At 61.3% G+C, this 25022-nt stretch carries 24 protein-coding genes; 11 read left to right on the forward strand and 13 right to left on the reverse strand.

The features are described from left to right. The first annotated feature begins 67 nt into the window (after window positions 1–67). A complete protein-coding gene (eno, locus tag KUV49_RS13190) occupies window positions 68–1345 on the forward strand; it encodes a phosphopyruvate hydratase (RefSeq protein WP_222450345.1) in 1278 nt (425 codons plus the stop codon). Window position 1346: 1 nt separating this feature from the next. Then, window positions 1347–1766, forward strand: coding sequence for a cupin domain-containing protein (locus tag KUV49_RS13195; protein ID WP_222450346.1), 420 nt, complete (start codon window positions 1347–1349; stop codon window positions 1764–1766). Here KUV49_RS13195 and pgi read toward each other — a convergent pair. Genes pgi through zwf form a run of 3 tightly spaced genes read right to left on the reverse strand, consistent with a single transcriptional unit; the run spans window position 1763 to window position 5524 of the window. Further along, window positions 1763–3358, reverse strand: a complete 1596-nt coding sequence (gene pgi / locus KUV49_RS13200; protein ID WP_222450347.1) for a glucose-6-phosphate isomerase — start codon at window positions 3356–3358, stop codon at window positions 1763–1765. The genes KUV49_RS13195 and pgi overlap by 4 nt on opposite strands. A 43-nt stretch (window positions 3359–3401) precedes the next feature. Beyond that, window positions 3402–4073, reverse strand: a complete 672-nt coding sequence (gene pgl, locus KUV49_RS13205; protein ID WP_222450348.1) for a 6-phosphogluconolactonase — start codon at window positions 4071–4073, stop codon at window positions 3402–3404. Beyond that, the gene (gene zwf / locus KUV49_RS13210; protein ID WP_222450349.1) at window positions 4070–5524 is read right to left on the reverse strand and encodes a glucose-6-phosphate dehydrogenase; all 1455 of its coding nucleotides are present in this window, start codon (window positions 5522–5524) and stop codon (window positions 4070–4072) included. The genes pgl and zwf overlap by 4 nt, the downstream gene beginning before the upstream one ends. A 128-nt stretch (window positions 5525–5652) precedes the next feature. Between zwf and KUV49_RS13215 the strand changes: the two genes are divergently transcribed. Continuing rightward, window positions 5653–6606 (forward strand): radical SAM protein, encoded by a 954-nt coding sequence (locus tag KUV49_RS13215; protein ID WP_222450350.1) that lies wholly within the window; start codon window positions 5653–5655, stop codon window positions 6604–6606. Window positions 6607–6613: 7 nt separating this feature from the next. Here KUV49_RS13215 and KUV49_RS13220 read toward each other — a convergent pair whose 3' ends face one another. Continuing rightward, window positions 6614–6796 (reverse strand): hypothetical protein, encoded by a 183-nt coding sequence (locus tag KUV49_RS13220; protein WP_152492566.1) that lies wholly within the window; start codon window positions 6794–6796, stop codon window positions 6614–6616. A 257-nt stretch (window positions 6797–7053) separates the two neighbouring features. On the opposite strand from KUV49_RS13220, the gene KUV49_RS13225 reads away from it, so the two are divergent. Then, the gene (locus KUV49_RS13225) at window positions 7054–7755 is read left to right on the forward strand and encodes a M48 family metallopeptidase (RefSeq protein ID WP_222450351.1); all 702 of its coding nucleotides are present in this window, start codon (window positions 7054–7056) and stop codon (window positions 7753–7755) included. A gap of 109 nt (window positions 7756–7864) precedes the next feature. On the opposite strand, the gene KUV49_RS13230 is transcribed toward KUV49_RS13225, so the two are convergent. From KUV49_RS13230 to KUV49_RS13250, 5 genes are all read right to left on the reverse strand, one after another. Next, window positions 7865–8410, reverse strand: a complete 546-nt coding sequence (locus KUV49_RS13230) for an RSP_2648 family PIN domain-containing protein (protein WP_222450352.1) — start codon at window positions 8408–8410, stop codon at window positions 7865–7867. After that, complete coding sequence (locus KUV49_RS13235; RefSeq protein ID WP_222450353.1) at window positions 8407–9603, reverse strand: RSP_2647 family RNA methyltransferase; 1197 nt, start codon at window positions 9601–9603, stop codon at window positions 8407–8409. The genes KUV49_RS13230 and KUV49_RS13235 overlap by 4 nt, the downstream gene beginning before the upstream one ends. Window positions 9604–9623: 20 nt before the next feature. Next, window positions 9624–10277: a DUF6778 family protein gene (locus KUV49_RS13240; RefSeq protein ID WP_222450354.1), complete on the reverse strand. Its 654-nt coding sequence runs from the start codon at window positions 10275–10277 to the stop codon at window positions 9624–9626. A gap of 119 nt (window positions 10278–10396) precedes the next feature. Continuing rightward, complete coding sequence (locus KUV49_RS13245; RefSeq protein WP_222450355.1) at window positions 10397–10660, reverse strand: hypothetical protein; 264 nt, start codon at window positions 10658–10660, stop codon at window positions 10397–10399. Next, complete coding sequence (locus KUV49_RS13250) at window positions 10653–13439, reverse strand: glutamine-synthetase adenylyltransferase (RefSeq protein ID WP_222450356.1); 2787 nt, start codon at window positions 13437–13439, stop codon at window positions 10653–10655. The genes KUV49_RS13245 and KUV49_RS13250 overlap by 8 nt, the downstream gene beginning before the upstream one ends. Window positions 13440–13604: 165 nt before the next feature. Between KUV49_RS13250 and KUV49_RS13255 the strand changes: the two genes are divergently transcribed. From KUV49_RS13255 to KUV49_RS13275, 5 genes are all read left to right on the forward strand, one after another. Then, window positions 13605–14048 carry a DUF2852 domain-containing protein gene (locus tag KUV49_RS13255; RefSeq protein WP_222450357.1) on the forward strand — a complete coding sequence of 148 codons (444 nt, stop codon included), beginning with the start codon at window positions 13605–13607 and terminating at the stop codon, window positions 14046–14048. Between the two features lie 67 nt (window positions 14049–14115). Further along, window positions 14116–14565, forward strand: coding sequence for an RDD family protein (locus KUV49_RS13260; protein WP_222450358.1), 450 nt, complete (start codon window positions 14116–14118; stop codon window positions 14563–14565). Window positions 14566–14651: 86 nt separating this feature from the next. Continuing rightward, complete coding sequence (locus KUV49_RS13265) at window positions 14652–15485, forward strand: arginyltransferase (RefSeq protein WP_222450359.1); 834 nt, start codon at window positions 14652–14654, stop codon at window positions 15483–15485. Between the two features lie 161 nt (window positions 15486–15646). Further along, window positions 15647–16657 carry a serine hydrolase domain-containing protein gene (locus tag KUV49_RS13270; protein WP_222450360.1) on the forward strand — a complete coding sequence of 337 codons (1011 nt, stop codon included), beginning with the start codon at window positions 15647–15649 and terminating at the stop codon, window positions 16655–16657. Between the two features lie 115 nt (window positions 16658–16772). Then, a complete protein-coding gene (locus KUV49_RS13275) occupies window positions 16773–17501 on the forward strand; it encodes a DUF1194 domain-containing protein (RefSeq protein ID WP_222450361.1) in 729 nt (242 codons plus the stop codon). Window positions 17502–17518: 17 nt separating this feature from the next. Here the strand turns inward: KUV49_RS13275 and KUV49_RS13280 are convergent, their stop codons facing one another. The 4 genes from KUV49_RS13280 to KUV49_RS13295 form a co-directional block, all read right to left on the reverse strand. Then, on the reverse strand, window positions 17519–18058 hold the full coding sequence (locus tag KUV49_RS13280; protein ID WP_222450362.1) for an AAA family ATPase: 540 nt from the start codon (window positions 18056–18058) through the stop codon (window positions 17519–17521). A 78-nt stretch (window positions 18059–18136) separates the two neighbouring features. Next, window positions 18137–20491 carry a TRAP transporter large permease subunit gene (locus KUV49_RS13285; protein ID WP_222450363.1) on the reverse strand — a complete coding sequence of 785 codons (2355 nt, stop codon included), beginning with the start codon at window positions 20489–20491 and terminating at the stop codon, window positions 18137–18139. Next, window positions 20491–21417, reverse strand: coding sequence for a TRAP transporter small permease subunit (locus KUV49_RS13290; protein ID WP_222450364.1), 927 nt, complete (start codon window positions 21415–21417; stop codon window positions 20491–20493). The genes KUV49_RS13285 and KUV49_RS13290 overlap by 1 nt, the downstream gene beginning before the upstream one ends. A gap of 171 nt (window positions 21418–21588) precedes the next feature. Continuing rightward, a complete protein-coding gene (locus KUV49_RS13295; protein ID WP_222450365.1) occupies window positions 21589–22674 on the reverse strand; it encodes a TRAP transporter substrate-binding protein in 1086 nt (361 codons plus the stop codon). 263 nt (window positions 22675–22937) lie between these two features. Here KUV49_RS13295 and KUV49_RS13300 point away from each other — a divergent pair, with 263 nt between their 5' ends. Both KUV49_RS13300 and KUV49_RS13305 read left to right on the forward strand, forming a co-directional pair. Continuing rightward, entirely contained in the window at window positions 22938–24359 is a 1422-nt protein-coding gene (locus KUV49_RS13300; protein WP_261391204.1) for a cache domain-containing protein, read from the forward strand. Continuing rightward, window positions 24356–25000 (forward strand): response regulator, encoded by a 645-nt coding sequence (locus KUV49_RS13305; protein ID WP_222450366.1) that lies wholly within the window; start codon window positions 24356–24358, stop codon window positions 24998–25000. Before KUV49_RS13300 ends, KUV49_RS13305 begins: the two co-directional genes overlap by 4 nt. The last annotated feature ends 22 nt before the right edge of the window (window positions 25001–25022 follow it).

The following is a 25022-nucleotide window of genomic DNA, read 5'->3' on the forward strand; positions in this document are numbered from 1 at the left end:
TCGCAGTTCCCATTCGCATTGGTTCTTGCTATGGCACCGGCAACATCATTTTGCCAAAGGGTCTCACATGAGCATCATTCTCGACATCCACGCACGCGAAATCCTGGACAGCCGCGGCAATCCGACGGTCGAGGTGGACGTGATACTCGAAGACGGCACCATGGGCCGCGCCGCGGTGCCGTCGGGCGCCTCCACCGGCGCCCATGAGGCCGTCGAGAAACGTGACGGTGACGCATCCCGCTATATGGGCAAAGGCGTGCTGGAGGCCGTGGCCGCCGTGAACGGCGAAATCGCAGATGCCCTTGCCGGTTTCGATGCGAGCGAGCAGGTCGCAATCGACGAAGCAATGATCGAACTTGACGGAACGCCGAACAAGGGACGCCTCGGCGCGAACGCCATTCTTGGTGTCAGCCTCGCCGTTGCAAAGGCCGCAGCCGATTTTTCGATGCAGCCGCTCTTTCGCTACGTGGGGGGCACCTCGGCCCGCACGCTGCCTGTGCCCATGATGAACATCATCAATGGCGGGGAACATGCCGACAATCCGATCGACATCCAGGAATTCATGATCATGCCGGTCAGTGCGGGCAATGTCCGCGATGCCGTGCGGATGGGCGCAGAGGTATTTCACACGTTGAAGAAAGAACTCTCTGGCGCAGGTCTGTCGACCGGGATCGGCGACGAGGGCGGTTTTGCTCCGAACATCGCTTCGACGCGCGACGCGCTGGACTTCATCCTTCGCTCGATCGAGAAAGCCGGCTACGCGCCCGGCGAGGATATCTATCTCGCGCTCGATTGCGCCGCGACGGAATACTTCAAGAACGGAAAATACGAGCTCGCGGGAGAAGGCAAGTCCCTCTCGCCGGAAGAGAACGCCGCCTATCTTTCGTCTCTTGTGTCGGATTATCCGATCATCTCGATCGAAGATGGCATGTCCGAAGATGACTGGGACGGCTGGAAAACCCTGACCGATCAGATCGGGGACAAGGTGCAACTGGTGGGCGACGACCTTTTCGTCACCAACCCCGAGCGCCTTTCCGATGGAATCAAGCGCGGCGTCGCGAACTCCATGCTGGTCAAGGTGAACCAGATCGGCAGCCTGACCGAGACGCTTCAGGCAGTCGAAATGGCGCATCGCGCGGGCTACACCAACGTCATGTCCCACCGTTCCGGCGAGACCGAGGATGCCACGATTGCGGATCTTGCCGTCGCCACGAACTGCGGTCAGATCAAGACCGGCTCACTGGCGCGGTCCGACCGGCTTGCGAAGTACAACCAACTGATCCGGATCGAGGAGGCGCTCGGCGATACAGCGATCTACGCAGGTCGCTCGATCCTGCGGGTTTGACGTGACCGCCGAAGACATCATTTCGGCGTTTCAGCTGATCCCGCATCCCGAAGGCGGATATTACCGAGAAACATGGCGCGCGGCAAATGACGGCCGGGCGCATGGGACCGCGATCTACTTCCTGCTGCGCGAACAGGACCGGAATCGGTGGCACAAGGTCGACGCCACCGAGATCTGGCATTTCTACGGTGGCGCACCGCTTGTCCTGTCGATGTCCGGCGATGACGCGGGTCCTGTTCAGGACGTGCGGCTGGGCTCCAACCTCGCCGCCGGAGAGCGCCCTCAGGTAATAGTGCCACCGGATTTCTGGCAAATGGCCCGATCGACTGGCGAGTACACGCTGGTTGGCTGTACCGTTTCCCCGGGGTTCACGTTCGAAGGATTCACATTGGCGCCTGAGGACTTCGATATCCCACGCTAGTCGCGCAGGGCCTTCACGAACGCGAGAAGGTTCTGCGTCGACGCATCCTTGTCGTCGGGGGCGACGTCTCCCGCGACGAGCGGTTCCATTTCCTTTGCAAGCTCTTTTCCCAACTCGACGCCCCATTGGTCGAAGGAATTGATTCCGAGAATGACACCCTCGACAAAGACGCGATGCTCGTAAAGCGCGATGATCTGGCCAAGCCGGTATGGCGTCAGCCTGTCATAGAGGAGCGTCGTTGACGGCCGGTCGCCGGGAAAAACCCTGTGTGCGGCCTGCATCTCCAGCTCTTGCCCGTTGAAGCCGGCCTTGCGCATCAGTTCGCGCGCCTTTGCCATGTCCCGACCGCGCATCAAGGCTTCGGACTGCGCGAGGCAATTGGCGAGAAGAAGACGATGATGATGGTCCAGTTCGGCTTCGTGCCCGATCGCGGCAACCATGAATTCGCACGGGACAACCTGCGTTCCCTGATGGATCAGCTGATAAAACGCATGTTGACCGTTCGTCCCCGGCTCGCCCCAGACAACCGGACCGGAGCCGGTCTGAACGAGGCTGCCATCCATCTGGACGCGTTTGCCGTTACTTTCCATCTCCAACTGCTGCAGATAGGCCGGCAGGCGCGACAGGCGCTGGTCGTAGGGCAATACGGCACGGGTTGGATGTTCGCACACGTGGCTGTGCCACAAGCCCGTCAAGGCCAGCATCACCGGCATGTTGCGATCCAGTGGCGCATCGCGGAAATGGGCATCCATGGCCGCGCCGCCGGCAAGGAATTCGTCGAACCGTTCCGGCCCGATCGCCAGCATCAGCGCAAGCCCGATCGGCCCCCACATAGAGTACCGCCCCCCGACCCAATCGTCGAAGCCGAAGACCCGCTCTGGTGCGATGCCGAAATCCGATGTCTTGTCCTCAGCCGTCGATACGGCAACGAACTGCGCCGATGGATCTCCGCCATGCTGTTCCATCCAGTGCCTGGCGGTCCAGGCATTCGTCATGGTCTCGATCGTGGTGAATGTTTTCGAGGCCACGATAACCAGCGTGGTTTTGGCGTTCAGCCCCTGAAGGCAATCCGAGATATCCGCCCCGTCGACATTCGAGACGAAGTGGCAGCGTGGGCCATCGTGATACGGGCGCAACGCCAAGGTGCCCATTTCGGGACCAAGGTGCGAGCCGCCGATCCCGATGTTCACGACATCGGTTATCGCGCCACCTGCCCCGCTGTGCCGCCCTGCACGAAGGTCATCGGCAAAGGCACGCATACGTCCCAGAACGTCGCGCACGCCGGGCATGACGTCTGCGCCGTCGACCTTGATGACGGTATCCTTGCCGGAGCGCAGCGCGATATGCAGCACTGCACGTCCCTCGGTCCGGTTGATGGCCGCGCCGCCGAACATCTCTTCGCGCCGGGTCTCGACCCCACGCGTCTGCGCGAGTGTCAGAAGCCCGTCGCGGGCGCTCTCCGTCATCGACGTCTTGGCATAATCGAAGAGCATGCCATCCGCAGACACCTGGAAACGCGCCGCGCGATCCGGCGCCTTCATGAGTTCGTTTATCGAGGCGCCCGCCTCTGTTCGCAACTCGGCCCAGATCATCCGTCTTCCCCTTGCTTTACACGCCCCGGACCGATTGCATCCATCACGGTGCCCAATGGACATCCACTTCGTCGAGGATCGCCACGACAGGGGCTTGTTCCGGTTGGCAGGTTCTGGCCCGCTCCAGTGCTTTTCGCTTCTCTTGGCCGGTAATGACGATGTGCTTGGCCACTGCCGCATTCAGTACCCGCGCGGAAAGCGTGACGCGCACATCCTCCGCCTTCTTGGGGCGCATCGGCACCAGCGCCGGTGCGTTGCGGGCCAGTGCGATCTCAAGGCCCTCGGTGCCCGGAAAAAGCGAGGCCGTGTGCATGTCTGCGCCCATGCCCAGCAACAAAACGTCGATCGGCAAATAGGGCTGGATCCTCGATTCAAGCTCGGCCAGCACAGGTTCGGGCGCTTCGGCCCTTGCATAGAGCGGGAGGTAGTTCGCCTTGGCCGCCCGGCCCACAAGCAAACGTTCGCGCACCATTTTCGTGTTGGATCGAATGTGCACCTCCGGGACCCAGCGCTCGTCGCTGAGACAGACGTCGATGCGGGACCAGTCTAGATCAGCGTCGCACAGAACGTCGAAGACGCCGCCGGGTGTTCTACCGCCGGGGACGACGAAAAGCGCTCGGTCTTCGTGCTCGAGTGCCGTGTTCAAATCACCTGCCAACTGGTTGGCAAGATTGATCGCCAGCATCTCCTCGTCCGCATATTCGATCACTCTCATGCGCGTATCTCCCGCCAGCGGCGCCCGTCGCGATGCATCAACATCAATGCGTCGTCGGGGCCGGAACTTCCTGTCGCATAGCTGAGCGGTGCGCGCCCCGACTCCTCCCATTGCGATATGATGGGATCGATCCACGCCCATGCGGCCTCGACCTCGTCACCGCGCATGAAGAGGGTTTGATTGCCCCGGATCACGTCCATGATCAGCCGCTCGTAGGCATCCGGGAAATCCGCCTCTTCCGGTCCAAGAGCCTCTGCAAATGTCATGTCGAGGGGCACATCTACCAAGCGCATACCGCCCGGACCGGGCTCCTTGATGGTCACGCCCAGCTCGATCCCCTCGTTGGGCTGCAGCTTGATCGTGAGGATGTTGCGATGCCGGCCCGCATCTGCCCCGAAGATCGAGTGCGGCGCGTCCTTGAAGACGACCGCGATCTCGCTGGCCCGGTCGCGCAAGCGCTTTCCAGTGCGCAGGTAAAACGGGGTACCGGCCCATCGCCAGTTGCTGATCGTCGCGCGCAGGGCCACGAAGCTTTCTGTCGTGCTGTCGCGGTTGCCGACTTCGTTGCGATAGCTTCCGGTCTCTCCCGAGCCTTCATATTGACCGCGCACGGCGTCTTCAGGGGCGACCGAATCCAGTGCGCGAATGACCTTCAGCTTTTCGTCGCGCACCGCATCGGGATCGAACTTTGCGGGCGGCTCCATGGCGATGAGACACAAAAGCTGCATGATGTGGTTCTGCATCATGTCGCGCATCGCGCCGGAGCGATCGTAATAGTCGCCACGGCCGCCTACCCCGACCTTCTCGGCCACGGTTATCTGGATGTGATCGACATACTGACTGTTCCACAGAGGTTCGAACAGCGTATTGCCGAACCGGATCGCCATAAGGTTCTGCACCGTTTCCTTGCCGAGGTAGTGATCGATTCGGTAGATCTGGTGCTCGTCGAAATACTTGGCGATGGTCGCATTCAGCGCTTTCGCGGTGCTCAGGTCACGACCGAAGGGTTTTTCCACGACAATCCGGCAATTCGGACAATCCAGACCATGCTGATGCAGTCGATCGGCCAGGTCGCCGAACAGGCTGGGCGCAACTGAAAAATAGAAAGCGCGAATTTCGGTATCGCGCAAGAAACCCTTCAATTCGGACCAACCCGCATCGCCTTTTGCATCGATTGTCACGTAGTCCAGACACTGCAGGAAACCGTCAAGAATCTCGGTATCGCGCGCCGCCTCGGGTTCGAACTCGGTCACGGCCTCTTTTGCGAATTCGCGATACCCGTCCGCGTCCATGTCGCTACGCGCCGCGCCTATTACACGAGCATCCTCGTTCATCTGACCCGCACGAAACCGGCGGAAAAGCCCCGGCAGGATCTTTCGCCGGGCCAAGTCGCCGGTCCCGCCAAAGATCACGAGGTCGAAAGGGTCTACCGGAATGACGCGCGAAACCATGGTATTCTCCTGCAATCGACATGAGACTATGCGGCGATCACGAAGGTGTCACCTGCCCGATATCGACTTTATAGGCAAGAAACGACAGGTTATGCGAGAAAGGTAAATGAAATTCGGGTGATAGACGGATGAAAGATACAGCAGTCCCAAGCGCCAATGGCGGGAAATTCATCGACCCGGACTTTACCGCCGACGGACAGGCGCGCGCGCGTGTGGCGCTGAAACGACCCCAGACGCTTTGGTTCAATACCGGCACGCTTTGCAACATCACTTGCGCCAACTGCTACATCGAAAGCTCACCTGAAAACGACCGTCTTGTCTACATCACCACGGCCGAGGTCGAAGAGTATCTCGACCAACTGGCCGAGCGCGACTGGCCGGTGACGGAGATAGGCTTCACCGGCGGCGAGCCTTTCATGAACCCCCAAATGATCGAAATGGCGCGGGCCTGCCTGACTCGCGGTTTCAAGGTCCTTATCCTGACGAATGCGATGCGCCCCATGATGCGTCCGAAGATGCAAAATGGACTGCGCGCCCTGAACGCGGAATTCGGCGCGCTGCTGACATTGCGGATTTCAGTCGATCATCATTCCGAAGCTCTGCATGACCAAGAACGCGGAAGCGGCAGTTTTGCGCGTACCTTGATTGGCATGTCATGGTTGCGCGACCAGGGTATCCGCATGGCCGTGGCAGGCCGAAGCGTCTGGGACGACACCGAAGCGCAGTCGCGCGCGGGGTATCAGGCGTTTTTCGCGTCCAACGGGTTCGACATCGACGCATACGATCCCGCAATGACGGTGCTTTTTCCGGAAATGGACGAAACCGTCGAAGTACCAGAGATCACCACCGCGTGCTGGGAGATACTGGGGAAATCGCCGGACAGCGTGATGTGTGCGTCGTCGCGCATGGTGGTCAAGCGCAAGGGGGCCGACCAACCTGCGGTACTGGCGTGCACGCTCTTGCCCTACGACGAAGAGTTCGAGCTTGGCACCACACTGGAAGATGCCGAGAGAGACGTCGCCCTGAACCACCCGCATTGCGCCAAGTTCTGCGTCCTGGGCGGCGCCAGCTGCTCCGGCTGAGCGCAGATCATTGTTCGCCGCGCTTTTTCCGGATCGCCCCGCCGATGAACCCGCCGACCGCGCCTGACGCCACGATCAACCAGCCCGGTGCTCCCAGGTCCCATCCCACCAGGAGCGACAAGCCGTACCCTATCAGCGCGGCCACGGCGCCTACGAGCGCGAAACCCAAGGGCAAACCAAGTTTTTGCATAGGCTATCCTTTCCGTCTGCGTGATCAGAAACTGGGGCAGCCTGGCCGACAAGGCAACCCTTCAGCCATCCGCCCTACCCCCGGCTCTGAGTGCAGTTTATCTCTTCCAGAACCTTGCACCACTCAGGCGTGGTCACGATGAACATCCTCTATGCAGAAGGCGAAACGGTGGCTCGCTTTGACGGCAGGCCACGGTTGCTTGTTCTCCCGCAAACCCTCGCTTGCTACCCGACGCGTCAAACCCCATATCATGCGCCATGATCAAGTTTACCCCCATCCTGTTGGCGATCCTCTATGCCGTAGTGATGTACCGATTTTCGGTCTGGCGCACCAAGCGGGAGCTTGATGCCCGGTCGACCGAACTTGTCGATCCCAAGCTGACGCCGCTTTTCTCGCGTCTGGCCAAGGCGCTCGACCTTGAGAAAATCAAGGTTCACATCTACGAAATCGATCCTGTAAACGGCCTTGCCGCGCCGGACGGGCGGATTTTCATCACGCGGGGCTTTTATCGCAAGTTCCTCAAGGGCGAGGTCTCTGCCGAGGAAATGACCAGCGTGATTGCACATGAGTTGGGTCATGTCGCTCTCGGACATTCCCGCCGCAGGATGATCGACTTTTCGGGTCAGAATGCCTTGCGGACGGCGCTGGCCATGGTGCTTTCCAGGTTCATCCCGTGGATCGGCGTATGGATCGCCAATGGCCTGACTTCGTTGCTTGCCGCGCGCCTGTCACGTTCGGACGAGTATGAAGCGGACGAATACGCGGCAGCGCTTCTGACCAAGGCCGGGATCGGCACCGCACCGCAAATCTCTCTTTTCGAGAAGCTCGAGGCCCTGACCCAATCTCGGTCGGGTGCTATGCCGGCCTGGTTGATGAGCCATCCCAAAACGGCCGAGCGCATTGCGGCCATTCAAACACTTGAAAATCGCTGGTCGGGCCTTCCGAAAGAACCTCGGTAACCGAAGCACGCCGCCATTCTTCGCACTGGCAAAAGATGAACGCGATCCAGGCTGTAGATCCATGTCGGACGCATCGGTCCGACTTCACGTATTTCCGAGAAACAGGTGCTCAGCCGTTTCCCAGCGCCTTTCCCAGACGCGGCAGACGCGCCTTCTTGAGCAGTGCACGTATCTCCCAATCCTCGCCGGAGAGACGCCGCGCTTCCTCAAGAACCGCCTTTCCCACGCTGCGAACCGGGTCCGGCGTCGCCTCGAAGACCCCTAACAGGAAAGTGTCCGGATCAGCCCGGCTCACACCCTCTTCGGCCAAGACGCCCCTTGGAAAATCCTTGGCGTTCAGCGTCAGTATCAGGTCGGCAGAGCCCGCGATTGCCGCAGCCAGAACATGCACGTCCGCGGGATCGGGCAACCAAAGGCGCGTTTCCAGCGACGGAGGCCATTCGACTTCTGCGTCCGGCCATTGCTGCGCAAGCATCACTGCCTCGGTCCGCGCCTGCGCGACGCCTTCCGAACCAAGCTTCACCACCGATCTCTGCCACTCTTCGATGATGCGTTTAGACCAGAGAGGTTGGAAAATACCCTCGGCGGCGACGCCCAGGAGCATCTGGCGCATCACCGTGGGATAGATCACGCACGTGTCCAGAACGCATTTCATAGCCGAAAGAACAGCGCCTTCAGGTAACCGCTTTCGGCCAGTTGCGGGTGAAGCGGATGGTCGGGCCCGGCAAACCCTGTATGGATCAGCGCCCCGTCGCGTCCAGCGCGGCCGATACCCTTGACGCAAGCGGCACGGAACTTGTCCAGCGTCGCCGCGTGTGAGCAGGAACAAAGGCCAAGATACCCGCCTTCCGCGACAAGGGGGGCCGCCAGCCGGGCCACACGTTCGTACGCGCGCAGACCTTTTTCCAGAACCTGCTTGTTGGGGGCAAAAGCCGGAGGGTCGCAGATGACCACATCGAAGGTCTCTCCTTCCTCCGCCAAAGCGCTCATAACCTCAAAGGCGTCTCCCTTGCGCGTGGTAAAGCGGTCGGTCGCCCCCATGCGCCCTGCCCCTTCCTGCGCCAGCTCCAGTGTCGGTTGCGAACCGTCGACGGCCAGTGCACTTGCAGCACCTGCCGCGAGGGAGGCAAGGGAGAACCCCCCGACATGGCTGAAGACGTCCAGGACGCGGCTCTCGGCAGCGAGGGTGGCGGCAAAAGCGTGGTTCGGACGCTGATCGTAGAAAAGCCCGGTCTTTTGCCCGCCAGTCAGATCCGCCATGTAAGTCGCGCTGTTCATGACAACGGGGCGGGGTGAGGCAGGCATATCCCCGAGCAAGGCGCCCGAACTGTCGTCAAGCCCTTCCAGGATCCGCGCGCGCCCGGAAGCGTTCTTGATCACACAGCTCACGCCCGTCACCGTAACGAGACTGTCAACGATCTGCGGCAGCAGAATCTCGGCCCACGCGGCGTTTGGCTGAACCACGGCAATCTCGCCAAAACGGTCGATGATCACGCCGGGCAGCCCGTCCGCCTCAGCGTAAACGAGTCGGTAGTACGGTGTATCGAAGATCCTTTCGCGCATCGTATGGGCCCGTTGCAGCCGGCTTTCTATCCAAGCCTGATCGATCTGCACATTCGGGTCGCGATCCAGCACGCGCGCCATGATACGCGAGCTGGGATTTACGGTGACCGTCGCCACCGGCGCGCGGTCTGAGTCTTCGAGCAATGCGATGGTGCCGGGCGCAATTGCCTTTGTCCGGCGGTCGGTCACCAGCTCGTTGTCGTAAACCCAAGGAAACCCGTGGCGTATTGCACGGGCCTGCGTCTTTGGCTTCAAGCGGATCGTGGGCAAGGAGGACGTCGTCATGCCGTCCCCCTTAAGCCGTTTCAGTTGGTGTGGGAAGCACCCAGTTGGTTCAGTGCGCCCATCAGGCCCAGACTGGGCGCCTGGTATCCGTTCGGGCTGCCCAGCTGCCTCTGGATGACCGACGCCAGATGTGTCGTGATTCTGTATTTCTGCGTCAGACCTTTAGATTCTGCCTTGATCGCCGCCTGTCCGCCAAGCGCCTTGAAATCGGCCTTCACGAATTGCGGTTCGCCGAAGGCCAGGCCGGTTTCGGGGTCGCGCAGCAGCATGTGGAGCTGAAGCGAATGGACGCCGCCCACCGTGTAGCGCGCCTTTTCGGTCAACGCATGAAAGCGTGTCACCTGGATGTCCAGGATTGCGGGCACCTTGCCTGGCCGCATCGCATCGACGCCTTGCCGCATTGCATCTTCAAAGATTGCCTTGACCTGGGCGTGCCGGTCGCCGGCTGGATCCTCTCGCCACACGATGTCGCCGCCCGGGTAATAGCGGTTGGCCTCGGACACCTTCAGCGATTTGGGCACGCTGACACGGATGTCCTGGATATCGTAGGACGGCACGGAGATGATTGCCGGTGTCGTGTCCAGCGGGGCGTTGCGCGTCGCTGTTTCAGGTGCGGAACAGCCCGCCGCTGTCAGGGCGACGATCAGGGCGCAGATGGCTCGACGTGTCTTCATTGTCTTCCTCCTCGGCGCGGTCGTCGCGCGGAACTCGGAGGCAAGATGCAATTGGATTGAGGCAGGTTTTAGGCAAATTCAGCACTTTACGAAGGTGTGACCCGGCGACACTCGGTCACTCAACGCTCACGAGCGCGCGCGCCTCCACGCCGTTTCGGTGTCTGCGACGATTGAAGTCCTTCTCGCAATACAGACGTCATCGGATGATCCGGACCTGCATCGCCGTGGCGTTCGAGCAATCGCTCCAGCCGCGCGCGGTTATCTCCCTCGCCATCGACCGACAACGCCCAATCCAGAAAAATCGACCGGCATTCCCCCGGTGTTATGCCCTCGATACGGTAGGCTTCCCGTATCAAGCCCTTGGGGTCCAGAGCGTCAGCCATTCTCGCAACCTTTGTTCAATGCGGCGTCGATCACCAGACCAGCCTGGCGTGTCCTCGCGTCCAGATCATCTCTCAGTTCGGACATGCTGTCATGCCCCGTCTGGCGCAGAATGAAAGATTTCGCCCCGGCACCAAGCGACTCTTCGTCGATGGGCTTGTCGCCCAGCAAGCGCGCGGCCTGCGTCACCTGCCAGCAAAGCCGATATGCCGCTTTCAATGCCGCCTCGTCCGCGTCACTTAACCACCCGGCGGCGACACCGGCAGTCAACCCGGCCTCGACCGAGCGCTCGGGTTGGCCCGCCAGCAAGCATCCCGCCTGCGCCACCAGTTCTATTTCCTGCATGCGCCCAGACCCCAGCTTGGTGTCCCATGCGCCGGCCGAACTCTTGGCCGCGGCGATCCGCGCGCGCATCTCGGCCACTTCGGACAACACCTTGGGCTTGTCATCCCTTGATTGCAGCAGGGAACAGCGGAACGCCTCGACATCCCCGGCCAGAGCGTCCGGACCGGCGACGGCCCGCGCCCGCGTCAAGGCAAGATGTTCCCACACCCACGCCTCTTCCTGCTGATAGGTCTGGAAAGAGGTCCAACTGGTCGCCACCGGCCCCTGGTTGCCCGAGGGCCGCAGGCGCATGTCGACCTCGTAAAGGCGCCCTTCGGACATGGGGGCGGTCAAGGCCGTGATCAGGGCCTGTGTCAACCGCGCGTAATAAGGTCTCGTTGCCAGAGCGCGACGACCTTCCGACCGCTCGACGCCTTCCGCGTCGTAAATGACGATCAGGTCTAGGTCCGAGGCGGCATTCAGCTTCCCTGCCCCGAGCGAGCCCATGCCGAGCACGACGGCACCGCGCCCCGGCCGCGGCCCATGCTTTTCGGCGAAATGGGCGCACACGACTTTCCAGAGTTCTGCCAGGATCACCTGTGCCAGATCCGCATATTGCGCGCCTGCCTTGTCGGCATCTATCAGGCCGCGCAACAGATGTACGCCTGTGCGAAAGTGCCATTCCTTCTGCCACCGACGCGCCGCATCCAGCTTGCGCTCGTAATCTTCTTCGCGATCCAGACGCGCGGCCAATTCCCTGCGCAAATGCTGCTCAACGGGCCAAGGGGCGAAAAAATCCCCGGCGATGACCGCGTCGAAAACACCGGCATGGCGCGACAGATACGACGCCAGAGCAGGCGATATCCCTGCAATATCCACCATCAGGTCGATCAGCTGCGGATTGGCTTCGAACAAGGCTAAAACCTGCACGCCTGCGGGCAGACCCGCCAGGAATCCATCGAATGCAATAAGCGCATCTTGCGGCGTGGAAGAGCGGCTGAGCCGTTCCAGCAGATCCGGCTTCAACCGATCGAATATCGTATTGGCCCGTTCACTGCGCAGCGCCGGATAGTTGCGCCATCGTGCAATCACTTCTTCATCGAGACCCTCGACCTTGGCGGGTCTTTCGCTTGTGCCTTCAGGCGCGAAGAATCCTTCGATCAGATCATGCACGGTCTGCAGGCGCTCGGTCAGTTCGTCCCGAAACTCCTTCTCGTCACGATCGCAGAAGTTCGCCAGCCGCGTCCATCCGTCAGCCTGATCGGGCAGTATCTGGGTCTGCGCGTCCCGCAGCATCTGCAGACGATGTTCGATTTCACGGTGAAAGCGATAGTTTTCGGTCAACGTGCCTGCCGCGTCCCCGGGCACCCAGTTCTTTTCCGCAAGTCTGGCCAGGCCCTCGACCGTGCCGCGCACTCGCAAGTCCGGGTCTCTACCGCCCGATATCAACTGGCGGGTCTGGGTGAAGAACTCGATCTCGCGAATGCCGCCGCGCCCGAGCTTCATGTTGTGACCGTCCAGACGTATCGGCCCGTGCAATCCTTTATGCTCGCGGATGCGCAGGCGCATATTGTGCGCGTCCTCGATCGCTGTGAAATCGAGGTGCTTGCGCCAGACGAACGGGCGCAAGGTATCCAGAAAACGCGCCCCCGCGTCCAGATCGCCTGCCGCGGCGCGGGCCTTGATATAGGCGGCGCGTTCCCATGTCCGGCCCAGGCTTTCGTAATAGGTTTCTGCCGCCCCCATCGCCATGCAGACGGGCGTCACGTTCGGGTCCGGCCGCAGGCGCAGATCCGTCCGGAACACGTAGCCATTGGCGGTGCGGTCGTTCAACGTGGCCGCCATCCGCCGCGTTGCGCGCACAAAGCCGGTCCGTGCTTCATGATAGGCGTCGCCATCGAAACGGGTCTCGTCGAAGAGGCAGATCAAGTCGATGTCGGAACTGTAATTCAGTTCGTATGCGCCCATTTTACCCATCGCCAGTACCACCATGCCGGCGGCTTCCTCCAGCATGCTCTCGTCCTGGCCCGGGATCTTGCCGCGCCGAAGCTCGGGCAGCAGCGCAGCCTGCAAGGCTATCCTGACCGCCCGGTCCGCGAAGCGGCTCAAGGCATGCGTCACCTCTTCCAGGTCCCAGACACCGCCCAGGTCGCACATTGCAACCAGCAGTGCCACACGCGCCTTGAGCCGCCGCAGACGCGGCGGCGCCTCGTCAAAGGGAATGTCATCGACATCCTTCAGCAATGCTTCGAACGCCGCTTCTGGATCCGAGAAAACCTCCGGCAACCACTCCCGCTCTTTCAGGCATAGTGAATGCAAGTAGGGGCTACACCCTGCCGTCCCCTCAACCAGGGCACCCAAATCCTCAGAGAGCCCCGGCATGGCCTGTCGGGCCTCCTGCCCGGGTTCAGGGTCGTGGGGTCGCGGACAACGGGACATGCGGGCGGAAAAGCTCATGCAACAAGTGATACACCCTCGAGATGGCCGGTCAATGCGTGCCACCGATGCAAATGTGAAAATTATTAACATCACCCCTTGTCACAGCGGCCGCGGCTTCCCATCTGGGAGATGTAAATGGAATTCACATCCAGCCGAAACCAACGTTCAGAAAAGGAACCAAGGATGAATACGCAGACCTATACTCCGCGCTCCGGTGGCATTCCCGGCGTGTTCGCAAGGGCCGAAACGTGGCTCGACGAAAAAGGCAAGGTCGCATGGATCGCCGCCCTCGTGGCGTCGATCGTTGTCTTCTGGCCGCTGGGCCTCGTACTGCTTGGCTACATGATCTGGGCCAACAAGTTCTCATGCCCCTCGGGTCGCGTGACGCATCGCCAATCGTCACGAGCTTTGCGGGGGTCATCCGGCAATTCCGCCTTCGACGCCTACCGCGATGCAACGCTCCGCCGCCTCGAAGAGGAGCAACAGAACTTCGAGGCGTTTCTCGATCGGTTGCGCGCCGCCCGCGACAAGGCAGAGTTCGACCAGTTCATGGAGGAACGCGCTCGCAAGGCAGGCTCTGACGAGGACCATGAGGACGAAGATCGCGAAGCAGCACGCAACGCTTGACCCCGGACACGCCTCGATCCCCGCGCCGCACCTTTCAAGGCGCGGGGTACAGGCCTATATGCACACCATGACCGAAACCACCTGGCATACTCCCGACCCCGACACGCAACCCGACTTTTACGCCGACGTGCCGCTCAAGCGGTTCCTGGCTTGGGTGGTGGATAGCGTGCTTGTGACCGTGATCTGTGTTCTGATCCTGCCCTTCACGGCTTTTACGGGCCTCTTTTTCCTGCCCATGCTGTTCCTGTCCGTCGGGTTGATCTACCGGACCGCGACCATCGCCAAAGGATCGGCAACTTGGGGGATGCGGCTGATGGCCATAGAGTTCCGCAGCGCATCGGGCCAACGTCTCGATGCAGCCACGGCGTTCCTGCACTCGCTCGGCTTCACGTTTTCCTGCGCCGTCCCGCTTGTGCAGCTGACCTCGATCCTATTGATGATGGTCGGACCAAGGGGCCAAGGCCTTACCGATCACGTTCTCGCAACCGTGGCCGTGAACCGTCGCGCGACCAGTTGACACCGGCTCGCTCATAGCCGGATTTGACCTCTTGGCGCAGCGATGCATCATTGTTATCGTCACCTTTGGAAGTTGCAAAGCCTGTCATGCGTCACACTCTCCCCATCGCGCCCCAATTCTATGTGACGGCGCCTCAGCCCTGCCCCTACCTTGAAGGCAGGATGGAGCGTAAGTTGTTCACTGCGCTTCAGGGCGACGGTGCGCAACGTCTGAACGACACTCTTTCCAAGCAGGGGTTTCGCCGGTCGCAGAACGTGCTTTACCGTCCGTCCTGTGCCGATTGCGCCGCGTGCCTATCGGCCCGGGTCAATGTCGAGAATTTCTCCGCCTCGCGCAGCCAACGACGGACGCTGAAACGCAACGACCATCTGGACCGTCGCGCGACATCGCCCTGGGCCACAGAGGAACAATACGAGCTCTTCCGCAAGTACCTCGAGGATCGGCACGCCAATGGTGGCATGGCCGACATGGACACGTTCGAATTTGCAGCGATGATCGAAGAGACGCCGATCCGGACGCGCGTCGTCGAATATGCGGACCGAGAAAGCGGCGATCTGGTCGCGGTCTGCCTGACGGACGTGTTCGACGACGGCATCAGCATGGTCTACTCGTTCTACGACCCGGATCGTCAACGTAACAGCCTTGGAACCTACATCATCCTCGACCACATCGAGATCGCGCGCGAAGCGGGGCTGCCCTATGTCTACCTGGGGTACTGGGTGCCGGGCAGCGCCAAAATGGGCTACAAGGCCGCGTTTTCGGGGCTCGAGGTCTATTCGGGCGGGACATGGAAGGAAATGCGGGACCCGGCCGATTACGAGGCACATTGCCATCCGCTGTCCAACGATCCCATTGCGGAACAGGTGGCCAATATCTCGCTTCCCGACAGCAAGCCGTTGCGTACCAAGAAATACGAATAGGTTCGGGTACCGCACTGCCTGAAATCGTTGTCGCTTCTTTCTGCAATTGCGCGCCCCGGCGACAACACGTTCGCGTGTGGGGAAGCTCTTTCTTGTCCTCCTTCTGTGGCCATGGGCGGGTTGCGTGATATCTGTTGCCTGACCGGATTGAACGAGGTTCCATGCCCTGCCTTGACCGCCGCCATTTTCTTGCGATTTCTGCCGCGTTTGTCGGGTCTCCGGCTCACTCTCGACCCGCTTCGTGGCGCACCGTGGCCGACGCAGGCCAGGCGCTCGACCAGCTTCATGCAGTCCTGATCCACCAGCACGGCGCGGAGGTTTTCGGCGAGGTATTCCATGGTCCTGACATGGAAACTCCGGCGCCGATCAAGTCGGTCTCGAAAACCGTGGTTGCCGCCTTGACGGGCGCAGCAATCGACCGTGGCGAAATTTCCTCCGTCGACGCCACGATTGGCGAACTGGCTCCTGGCCTCATTCCTGATGACGCCGACCCACGCGTTCAGGACATCACGATCGAAAACCTCGTGACGATGCAGGCAGGGCTGGAGCGGACGTCAGGGCCGAATTACGGCGGCTGGGTCAGCAGCGGAAACTGGGTTGCCAATGCGCTCTCGCGCCCGTTCGAGACGGATCCCGGAGCGCGCATGTTGTATTCGACGGGCTCCTTTCACGTACTCGGGGCAATTCTGTCCGAAGTGTCCGGCCAAAGCCTGCTGGACCAGGCCCGAGACCGGCTGGGGGCGCCGCTGGGCATCAGAATCCCGCCATGGACCCGCGATCCGCAAGGGCGCTATCTTGGCGGAAACGAAATGTCGCTGAGCCTTCCGGCGATGATACATTTCGGAGAAATGTATCGGCGCAAAGGCATGTGGGCCGATACACGCGTCCTCAGCGAGTCCTGGGTCTCCCGGTCCTTCGAGCCGGTCACGCGCTCACCTTGGTCCGGACTACGGTACGGATACGGCTGGTTTCTGGGGCAATCCGAGGGCGACGCATACGCCCTTGCGCGCGGGTATGGCGGACAGATCATTTGCGTGGTTCCCGGCTTGGGATTGACCGTCGCAATCACATCGGATTCAACACAGCCTGCCCGCAGCGCCGGTTATTTCGGCGACCTGATGCAGTTGATCGAAGGCACGATCCTGCCCCTGGCGCGCAAGGATACGACCTGAACGGTCCAGCCGGAACCGCGTGGTTTTTCGTCAAGTGACCCCGATTGCCGGCCACACACGCGGAATTGATCGCGTCCGGCTTGTCATGTTGCGCCACTGAGCGAAAACTCGTTCCATGCGGGTTCTCACTTTCATTTGCGCAATCTTCCTCGCCGGTCCAGCCCTCGCCGAAACGCGGCAGGAGGTCGGTCTTGAACTGGTTCTGCTTGCGGACGCGTCGGGCTCGATCGACGACATGGAACTCTCGTTTCAGCGACAGGGCTACGCAAGCGCGATCACCGACCCCGACGTGTTGCAGGCCATTCAGGACTCGCTCTACGGAAATGTCGCCGTCACCTATGTCGAGTGGGCAACCAACACCGCCGTGGTCGTCCCGTGGACGGTCATCGACGGCGAAAGCTCGGCGCGGGCTTTTGCGGACGCCTTGGCTGGCCCGCCACGTCAGGCCTATGGCAGCAACGCCATCGGTGGTGCGCTTCTGGAGGCCAAGCGCCTGATCGAGACCAACGACATCATCGCGCCCCGCGCCGTGATCGACTTTTCCGGCGACAGCATCCGAAATTCGTCCGGCCCGGCGATCGCGGCAGCACGGGCCGAAGTACTGGCTGCGGGGATCGTGATCAATGCGCTGCCCATCCTGCGCCCCGAAGACGGACGTCGCGCCGGGGCCAATCTCGAAGACGAATATGCCGAGCGGATCATCGGCGGGCCCGGGGCCTTCATGGTGACGGCCGAAGGACGCGACAGCTTTGCCCGAACCGTGCGCCGCAAACTGGTGCTCGAGATATCGGGGCGCACCCCTGCCCCAGGCGCCGGGCGGGTCGCCGCTGTGTCGGCACATTAGGCGCGCGTCGCTGCAGCTCAGCCGAGAGTGTCCAGAACGAAGGCTGCCCGTTCACGCACGCTGGTTTTGGGCAGGTGAACCAGGCGATAATTGAGCCGGTCATAAGCCGCGCACAGCCGATGGTATTCGTCGACGGCTGCATCGAAGCCGTGTTGGCGCGCCGCGTCGTTCCGGTAAAGTTCAGGCCAGGGCGGAGCCATGAAGACAGTCCGATGAAACGGGGCGGCACCTGCGAGGCTGTCGCTCAGGGAAATCCCCGCGGCGTGCTCCAAGGCCACCGCCGCGTCGATCAGGCCGCGGTCGAAGAACACCCAAGACCCGTCATCCTGCACACCCGCCCTGTCTCGCAGCGCCATCTCGACCGCACGTCGGGCAAAGGCCTCGAGGTCGATCCACGGCAGCGCCGCGCCTGTGCCCTGCATCTCGGCTTCGACAATCCGCCTGCCCGGCTCGGTGACAACGCGGTAACCGGCGCGGCCGAGCGCCGCGAGCAGCGTCGACTTCCCGCCCCCGGAACAGCCTGACACGATTACATGCCTGCGCAGGGCGGGACTCATCAGGCCCGACTGCCCGCTGCGCGGAGAGGGCACAGACCCGGTCCGAACCACGCCTTTTCAGAACTCAGGCCCAAGCGTTTACCCCCCGAGCAGATCCGGGAAGATCGTGACGATGTCCGGGAAGAACCACAGAATTGCCAGTCCGACCACCTGGATCAGAACAAAAGGCGCGACACCGCGGTAGATATGGCCGGTGGTCACCTCTTTCGGCGCGACGCCCCTCAGATAAAAGAGCGCAAATCCGAAGGGCGGCGTCAGGAACGAGGTCTGCAGGTTCACCGCGATCATGATCGTTACCCACTTGGGATCAAATGTTCCACCATAGATCACCGGCCCCACGATCGGGATCACGATGTAGATGATCTCGAGAAAGTCGAGCACGAAGCCCAGGATGAACAGCACCAGCATCACGATCAGGAACACCTTGTACTCGTTGTCGAACGAGCGCAGGAACTGCTGGATATAGTGCTCGCCACCGAAGGAGATGACCACGAGGTTCAGAAGCTGAGAGCCGATCAGGATGGTGAAGACCATGCTGGTCACTTTCGCCGTCTCGCGCACCACAGGCGACAGCACGCCGCCCGCGAAAAGCACCCAGCAGGCGAAGAGCAACCCGAACAGAGCGTAAAGGTAGGCGGCCTGAGCCACCAGGAACGCGATCCAGTTCTCGGCCCCCGCACCTTCGACATTGACCCGCAAGTCGAAATTCACGCCGATGATGATGGCGATGAGAATTGCGAAGGTGGCAAAGATGATGATCTTGCCCGAACGTTCTTCGTCCTTGAGCTTGCGATAGGCCGCTAGCATGATCGCACCGCCTGCCCCCAAAGCCGCGGCCGGCGTCGGATTGGTGATGCCGCCCAGGATGGACCCCAGCACCGCAACGATCAGCACGAGCGGGGGGAAGACCACCCGTATCAGCTCATTCTGCGCCAGCCGCGCGGCGGCGTGGGTGCAGCCGTAAAGCGCAAGTCCTACCGGAATGGCCATGATCACGAATGTCGCGCCGGAGCTCCATTGCGGCCCGATCAGCAAAATATCGACGAGCAGGCCAAGCACGATCCCTACGCCCCCGACAATCAGCGGCGTCGGGCTTTCCGATGGAAGAACGCCGCGTGCGAAGGTCAGGATCAAGGCGAAGATCAGCATCATCACGGCAATGCCGGTCCCGACAGGCGCCGCGTTCTCGATCTTGCGGGCCAGCATCTCGGCGCGCTCTTCCTCGGACAGCCGCACGCTTTGTGTCACACCACCTGACTCGTCGATGGCCTGCTGTTCAGCGACCGCCCGGTCCCAGGCGGCCTGCCCGTGCAGTTCGATCATGGATTCCTTGCATTCAGATCCGACGGCGGTCCGCAAGCTGGCCGACTCGCCCTGTTCACTGAAGCTGTCGATCGTGGTGCTCTGGCTACCTATGACGTTCATCTGCCCCAACACCAACATGCCGGCGACAAGCGCAACCGGGATGCCGAGGAACCAGGTGAAGGCCTCGCCGCGCGTGATCGCCTCGGCATTCGTAGCGCCCAGTTCGACCGCAGGGGCCTTGCTGGGGTTCACCAGCGCGTAGCCAAAAGCATAGAGTGCATAGAGCAGAGCCAGAAGTATACCGGGCAGCAAGGCCGCTTGGAAAAGCGTGCCCACGGACACGACCGCAGGCTCGCCCAGATAGGTCAGAGCATCGGTGCACCCAGCTTCCTGTGCCCGGGCCTCCTGCGCCACCGCATAGAGGTCGCCGGCCAGCGTGCCAAGAAGAACGATCACGATCGACGGGGGAATGATCTGGCCCAAAGTGCCGGAGGCTGCGATCACACCCGTGGCGATCTCGGGGCTGTAATTGTTGCGCAGCATGGTCGGCAGGCTCAAGAGGCCCATGGTGACCACTGTGGCCCCCACGATGCCGGTTGACGCTGCGAGAAATGCGCCCACCACCACGACGGAAACGGCAAGGCCACCGGGCAACGGGCCGAAGACGCGCGCCATCGTGGTCAGAAGATCGTTGGCGACCTTTGAACGTTCCAGCGTGATCCCCATCAGCACGAACATCAGTACCGCCAGCAAGGTCTCGATCGACTGGCCCGCGAAGACGCGTTCGTTCATGCGGTTGACGATGAAGCTGATATTGCGGTCCAGCGCGGTTTCCCAACCCTGCGGGAAGACCGGCTCGCCCACCCGTGGCAGATCGGGATATCGGAATATCGAAACGCTGTCCGGTTTTACCCCGGTGCTGAGCAAGGTGCGATACGCCTCGCTGCCGGTGTCGATCGCCTGGTGGATCAACAGGCCGGCGCTGTCCAGGCCGGCAATGATGCCAAAGGAAATTACCCCGGCACCGCCGATGGCAAACGCCACCGGAAAGCCGGACAGGATGCCTCCGAAAAGGCACAGGAAGACGATGATCAGGCCGATCTCGACGCCATCAAGTCCAAACAACATCAGTGCGTCCCCTCATAGGCTTCTTCGCCTTCCCCGAGGCTGTCCTTGTCAAGGTATTTGCCTTCGCTCTCCGGTCCTTCCTTCCATTCCAGGTAGGAGCGGTAGAAAAAGGCGACCGAATGAATGAAGACCATGCCCGCAAAGGCCACCATCAACACCTTGAACAGGAAATAGCCGTTGAACCCGTTCGGGCTGAACCCGATGGTCTCGACGTTCCAGCGGACCGCCCGCGCCTTCATCATCAGCCGGTCCAGCGATTCCGATGCCGAAGGCTTTGGCGTGATCAGGTGCCGCCACATGAAATACCAGCCATACATCCAGACCAGCACGGCCATTGGCGCCATGAAGATCACGCAGCCGATCATGTCGATAAGCTTCTGCGTCCGATACTTCACCGCAGCGTACACAAGGTCGACCCGCACGTGACCGCCCTGCACAAACGTGTAGGTACAGCACAGCGCGATGACCAGGGCATTGTGAAACTTCAGCGCTTCCGCCCACCAGCTGATGTCATAGGTCAGCGGGATACCGAAGCCGAAAGAGATATCCGGTCTTACGAAGATGCGCTGCACGAACACGATGATGATCTGCTGCAGCACCATGATCAGACCGGCCCAGGCGAACAGGCGGCCGGTGATGTTGGCGAAACCTTCCATCACACGCACGCAGCCCCACATGAAGCTGTTGCGCCACAACCCGACCGCGGTCAGGACCAGCACGAACGTGAATACCACAAAGAAAAACTCGATCGATCCGCCGTAGTAGACGAACCGCATGATCGCTTCCTTGTCGGCCCAGTTCAGCCACAGCCCGGGATGCGTGATCGCATACGCCAGGTCGTAGAAAGACCCGAATATTCCGCCGAAAAACCAAAGGATTGCATCCACAAAGGCGGACCCTGTTCCGGTCGCTTCCGTCTCGCCCATGTCTGTTCCCCCAAATCCTGTGTTCAGACCACCCGGAACACGTCAGCGTCACTAAGGCTCTGATACATATCCAAAGCTTGGTCGATCCTGATCAGGAATTACACGTCTATGTGCAAAATGCCCCCGCGCCATCCAAGGGCGCGGGGTGCGAAGGTATCCGTCGCCCGGCGATCAGATGTCGAGCACGCGGTCGCGCTGCGAGCGGAAGCTGCCTTCGGACCGGCTGATCCAGGAGGCCGAGCTTTCCAGCGACTCGCGGTAGCTGTCGTAGGCTTTCTTGTAGAGCTCGTCGCCCATGTTCTGCTGCAGCACTTCCTGTGCCGCCGCACCGAACGCGTCCCAGACCTCCTCGGGGAATTCACGCAAGGTGACGCCCGACGATTGCAGACGCTGCAGCGCCGCACCGTTATTGGCCATGAACTGCGACATGCTCCAGATATTGGTGGCTTGCGCCGCGCCCGAGACGATTGCCTGCTGCGCCGGGGTGAGGCTCTCGTAGACTTCGAGGCCGACAACGCAGTTCAGGTTCGGGCCGGGCTCGTGGAAGCCGGCGGTGTAGTAGGTCTTGGTGATCTCCTGGAAACCGGCCTTCTCGTCCGCCCAGGGGCCGATCCACTCGGTGCCGTCGATGGCACCCGACGACAGCGCCTGGTACACTTCCGATCCAGGCAGGTTCTGGACGCTGGCGCCCAGCTTGCCCAGCACTTCGCCGCCCTGGCCGGGCATACGGAAACGCAGGCCCTGGAAGTCCTCGGGCGAGTTGATTTCCTTGGCGAACCATCCGCCCGATTGCGGGCCGGTGTTGCCGCACGGAAATGCCTTGAGACCGAAGATCGAGTAGAGCTCGTCGCCCAGTTCCTTGCCGCCGTCGATGTACCACCAGTTCGAATATTCCTGGAAGGTCATGCCGAACGGGATCTGCGAGTAGAACGACAGCGCCGGGTGCTGACCCAGGAAGTAATAGTCCACGCCATGGTACATGTCGGCCTGACCGGCGGTGACGGCGTCGAAAACCTCGAACGCGCCAACGAGTTCACCAGCGGCTTTCAGGTCGACGGTCAGCTGACCGTCGCTCATCGCGGTGATCTGCTCGGCGCAGTATTGCGCGGCATCGTGCACACCGGCAAGGCCACGGCCCCAGGTCGTGACCATGGTCAGCGTGCGGTTGCCCTGGGCATAAGCCGGTGCGGCCAGCGACGTGGCGGCCGCAGCCGACCCGCCCAACGCGGTATTCTTCAGAAATGAACGACGATCCATTCGGTTAATCCTCCCAATTGATGAAGCGCGCATGCCGTCCCTATCAGCCTGCGCGCGGACCGTTGCAGGTGCCGGGACACTATCGCGGACCTCGATCAAAGGAAATACCGAGTAATGCGTAGGTTTGGCCCCCGATGCGTCACGGACATCGCTCAAGGTGCTTACTTTTCGGGCATCTCGGGGACAGTGCGCCGGAAAACCGGCTTGCCGCGGCACTGGGCTTCGAGCCCAATTGGCATTAACGATTCGCGTCAGGAGAATCGATGATCAGACTTCAGATGAATTACGGTCAGAAACTGTTTTTGACGGCCACCCTGCCCCTTGTCCTGGCAGTGGTCACCATTTCCGTTCTGGTTACATTGCAATCGCGCCAGATGGCGGAACAAGAGATCCACACGCTCGAAGAGAAGCTGATCGCAGCCAAGCGCGACGAGCTGAAAAATTATCTGTCGCTCGCCAGAACGGCCATCATCAACATCTATGGCCGCGCCGCACCCGATGACGAAGAGGCGAAACTCGCGGTCACGCAGATCCTCGCCGGTATGCTGTACGGCCAGGACGGATATTTCTTCGTCTACGATTACGACGGCAACAACCTGGTCAGCCCCAGATACACCCAGCTTATCGGGCGCAACTGGACAGGCATGAAGGACCCGAACGGCACCCCCATCACCGACGAGCTGATCCGCATCGCACGGACCGGCAGCGGGTATCACAGTTACGAGTGGACCAAACCCTCTACTGGCGAGAGGGCCCAGGTGGTGACGTATGTCATTGGCCTGCAGGACTGGCAGTGGGTGATCGGCACGGGGGTCTTCATCGACGACGTGATCGCGGCGGTCAGTTCGGCCCGTGCCACGGTGGAAAGCCGCATCCAAAGAACCTTCCTCTATATCGGCGGACTGACGATGGCCGCGCTCTTGCTCGTGTTTACTTCAGGCATGTTCATCAACCTGCGCGAACGCCGCGCGGCGGATGCCAAGCTCAAGAAACTCACCCAAAGGGTCTTTGACGCGCAAGAGGAAGAGCGCAGTCGTGTCGCGCGCGAGTTGCATGACGGGATCAGCCAGATTCTTGTCGGGGTCCGCTATGCGCTGGACAGTGCCCGTCGCCGGTTCGCGTCTGAGGACGCCCGCGCCGGCGAGACGCTGGATCGTGGCATCGCGCATCTTTCCGGTGCGATTCACGAGGTCCGGCGCATCTCGCGAGACCTGCGTCCGGGGGTCTTGGACGATCTCGGCTTGGGCCCGGCACTGAAATCCCTGGTAGAGGATTTCGGACACCGCACTGGCATCAAGACCGAATTCAGCACCGTCCCGTTTCGCAACCGGCTCGACGACGATGCCAAGACAGCCCTATACCGCGTTGCCCAAGAGGCCCTGACAAATATCGAACGCCACGCTGGTGCCAGCCGCATCTCGGTCGATATTCGCGGCCACAAGAACGGCGCCACCTTGCGCATTTCAGACGACGGAAGGGGATTGGACCAGGACCGGGCCGCAGCGTCGCCCTCCTCGGGTCTGGGCTTGCGGAACATGCAGGAACGCATCGAGCAATTGGCCGGCACGTTGCGCATACTCAGTTCCAGAAGCGGAACCGTGATAGAGGCCAACGTACCGCTCACGCACATACTGCAACCCGAGGGCGGCACGGAGTCACCGAAACAGACCAAGGCCAGCGCATGACCGATTGTATCCGTATCGCCATTGTCGACGACCATCCCATGGTCGCCGAGGGGATCGAAGCGATCCTGGAAAGCTACGACGATATCGAGGTGGTCGCGACCCTCTCTTCGGGTCGGGAGATCATCGAGCAAGCCCCCGACCTGACCCCCGATGTCATCCTGCTGGACCTCAACATGCCGGGCCTTGGGGGGCTGTCGACGACGGAAATACTGCTGGAACGGCAGCCCGATACGCGAATCCTGATCCTGTCGATGCACGACAGCCCTGAATACATCAGCTCCGCTCTCAGTCATGGCGCCAGCGGATACGTTCTGAAGGATGTGCCGACGGAAGAGATCAAGCGCGCCATCGACGCCGTCAGTGCGGGCGAACGGTATCTCTGCACCGGGGCACAAGGCTCGCTTGCGCCGGACACGGGCGAAACCCGTGCGCAACTGACCAACCGCGAACAGACAATTCTGCTGCAACTTGCGCAAGGCAAGTCGAACAAGGCTGTTGCCTTCGCTCTGGATATCTCGGTCCGCACGGTGGAAACCCATCGCAAGAACATCAAGCGAAAGCTGGGAATCAGTTCTACCGCCGGCCTCACGCGCTACGCACTGGAGCACGGGGTGCTGCAGGGAACCGGAGTTTCCCTGTAGCGCCGTCCGGTCGTAGATCAAT

The sequence above is a fragment of the Roseovarius atlanticus genome (genome assembly GCF_019802205.1).
In the GTDB taxonomy this organism is placed as follows: domain Bacteria; phylum Pseudomonadota; class Alphaproteobacteria; order Rhodobacterales; family Rhodobacteraceae; genus Roseovarius; species Roseovarius atlanticus_A.

Bases quoted from the DNA above. Each gene is read 5' to 3' on its own strand.
- eno (WP_222450345.1), top strand. From the start codon at position 68: ATGAGCATCATTCTCGACATCCACGCACGCGAAATCCTGGACAGCCGC.
- pgi (WP_222450347.1), bottom strand. From the start codon at position 3,358: ATGATCTGGGCCGAGTTGCGAACAGAGGCGGGCGCCTCGATAAACGAA.
- pgl (WP_222450348.1), bottom strand. From the start codon at position 4,073: ATGAGAGTGATCGAATATGCGGACGAGGAGATGCTGGCGATCAATCTT.
- zwf (WP_222450349.1), bottom strand. From the start codon at position 5,524: ATGGTTTCGCGCGTCATTCCGGTAGACCCTTTCGACCTCGTGATCTTT.
- KUV49_RS13215 (WP_222450350.1), top strand. From the start codon at position 5,653: ATGAAAGATACAGCAGTCCCAAGCGCCAATGGCGGGAAATTCATCGAC.
- KUV49_RS13220 (WP_152492566.1), bottom strand. From the start codon at position 6,796: ATGCAAAAACTTGGTTTGCCCTTGGGTTTCGCGCTCGTAGGCGCCGTG.
- KUV49_RS13225 (WP_222450351.1), top strand. From the start codon at position 7,054: ATGATCAAGTTTACCCCCATCCTGTTGGCGATCCTCTATGCCGTAGTG.
- KUV49_RS13230 (WP_222450352.1), bottom strand. From the start codon at position 8,410: ATGAAATGCGTTCTGGACACGTGCGTGATCTATCCCACGGTGATGCGC.
- KUV49_RS13235 (WP_222450353.1), bottom strand. From the start codon at position 9,603: ATGACGACGTCCTCCTTGCCCACGATCCGCTTGAAGCCAAAGACGCAG.
- KUV49_RS13240 (WP_222450354.1), bottom strand. From the start codon at position 10,277: ATGAAGACACGTCGAGCCATCTGCGCCCTGATCGTCGCCCTGACAGCG.
- KUV49_RS13245 (WP_222450355.1), bottom strand. From the start codon at position 10,660: ATGGCTGACGCTCTGGACCCCAAGGGCTTGATACGGGAAGCCTACCGT.
- KUV49_RS13250 (WP_222450356.1), bottom strand. From the start codon at position 13,439: ATGAGCTTTTCCGCCCGCATGTCCCGTTGTCCGCGACCCCACGACCCT.
- KUV49_RS13255 (WP_222450357.1), top strand. From the start codon at position 13,605: ATGAATACGCAGACCTATACTCCGCGCTCCGGTGGCATTCCCGGCGTG.
- KUV49_RS13260 (WP_222450358.1), top strand. From the start codon at position 14,116: ATGACCGAAACCACCTGGCATACTCCCGACCCCGACACGCAACCCGAC.
- KUV49_RS13265 (WP_222450359.1), top strand. From the start codon at position 14,652: ATGCGTCACACTCTCCCCATCGCGCCCCAATTCTATGTGACGGCGCCT.
- KUV49_RS13270 (WP_222450360.1), top strand. From the start codon at position 15,647: ATGCCCTGCCTTGACCGCCGCCATTTTCTTGCGATTTCTGCCGCGTTT.
- KUV49_RS13275 (WP_222450361.1), top strand. From the start codon at position 16,773: ATGCGGGTTCTCACTTTCATTTGCGCAATCTTCCTCGCCGGTCCAGCC.
- KUV49_RS13280 (WP_222450362.1), bottom strand. From the start codon at position 18,058: ATGAGTCCCGCCCTGCGCAGGCATGTAATCGTGTCAGGCTGTTCCGGG.
- KUV49_RS13285 (WP_222450363.1), bottom strand. From the start codon at position 20,491: ATGTTGTTTGGACTTGATGGCGTCGAGATCGGCCTGATCATCGTCTTC.
- KUV49_RS13290 (WP_222450364.1), bottom strand. From the start codon at position 21,417: ATGGGCGAGACGGAAGCGACCGGAACAGGGTCCGCCTTTGTGGATGCA.
- KUV49_RS13295 (WP_222450365.1), bottom strand. From the start codon at position 22,674: ATGGATCGTCGTTCATTTCTGAAGAATACCGCGTTGGGCGGGTCGGCT.
- KUV49_RS13300 (WP_261391204.1), top strand. From the start codon at position 22,938: ATGATCAGACTTCAGATGAATTACGGTCAGAAACTGTTTTTGACGGCC.
- KUV49_RS13305 (WP_222450366.1), top strand. From the start codon at position 24,356: ATGACCGATTGTATCCGTATCGCCATTGTCGACGACCATCCCATGGTC.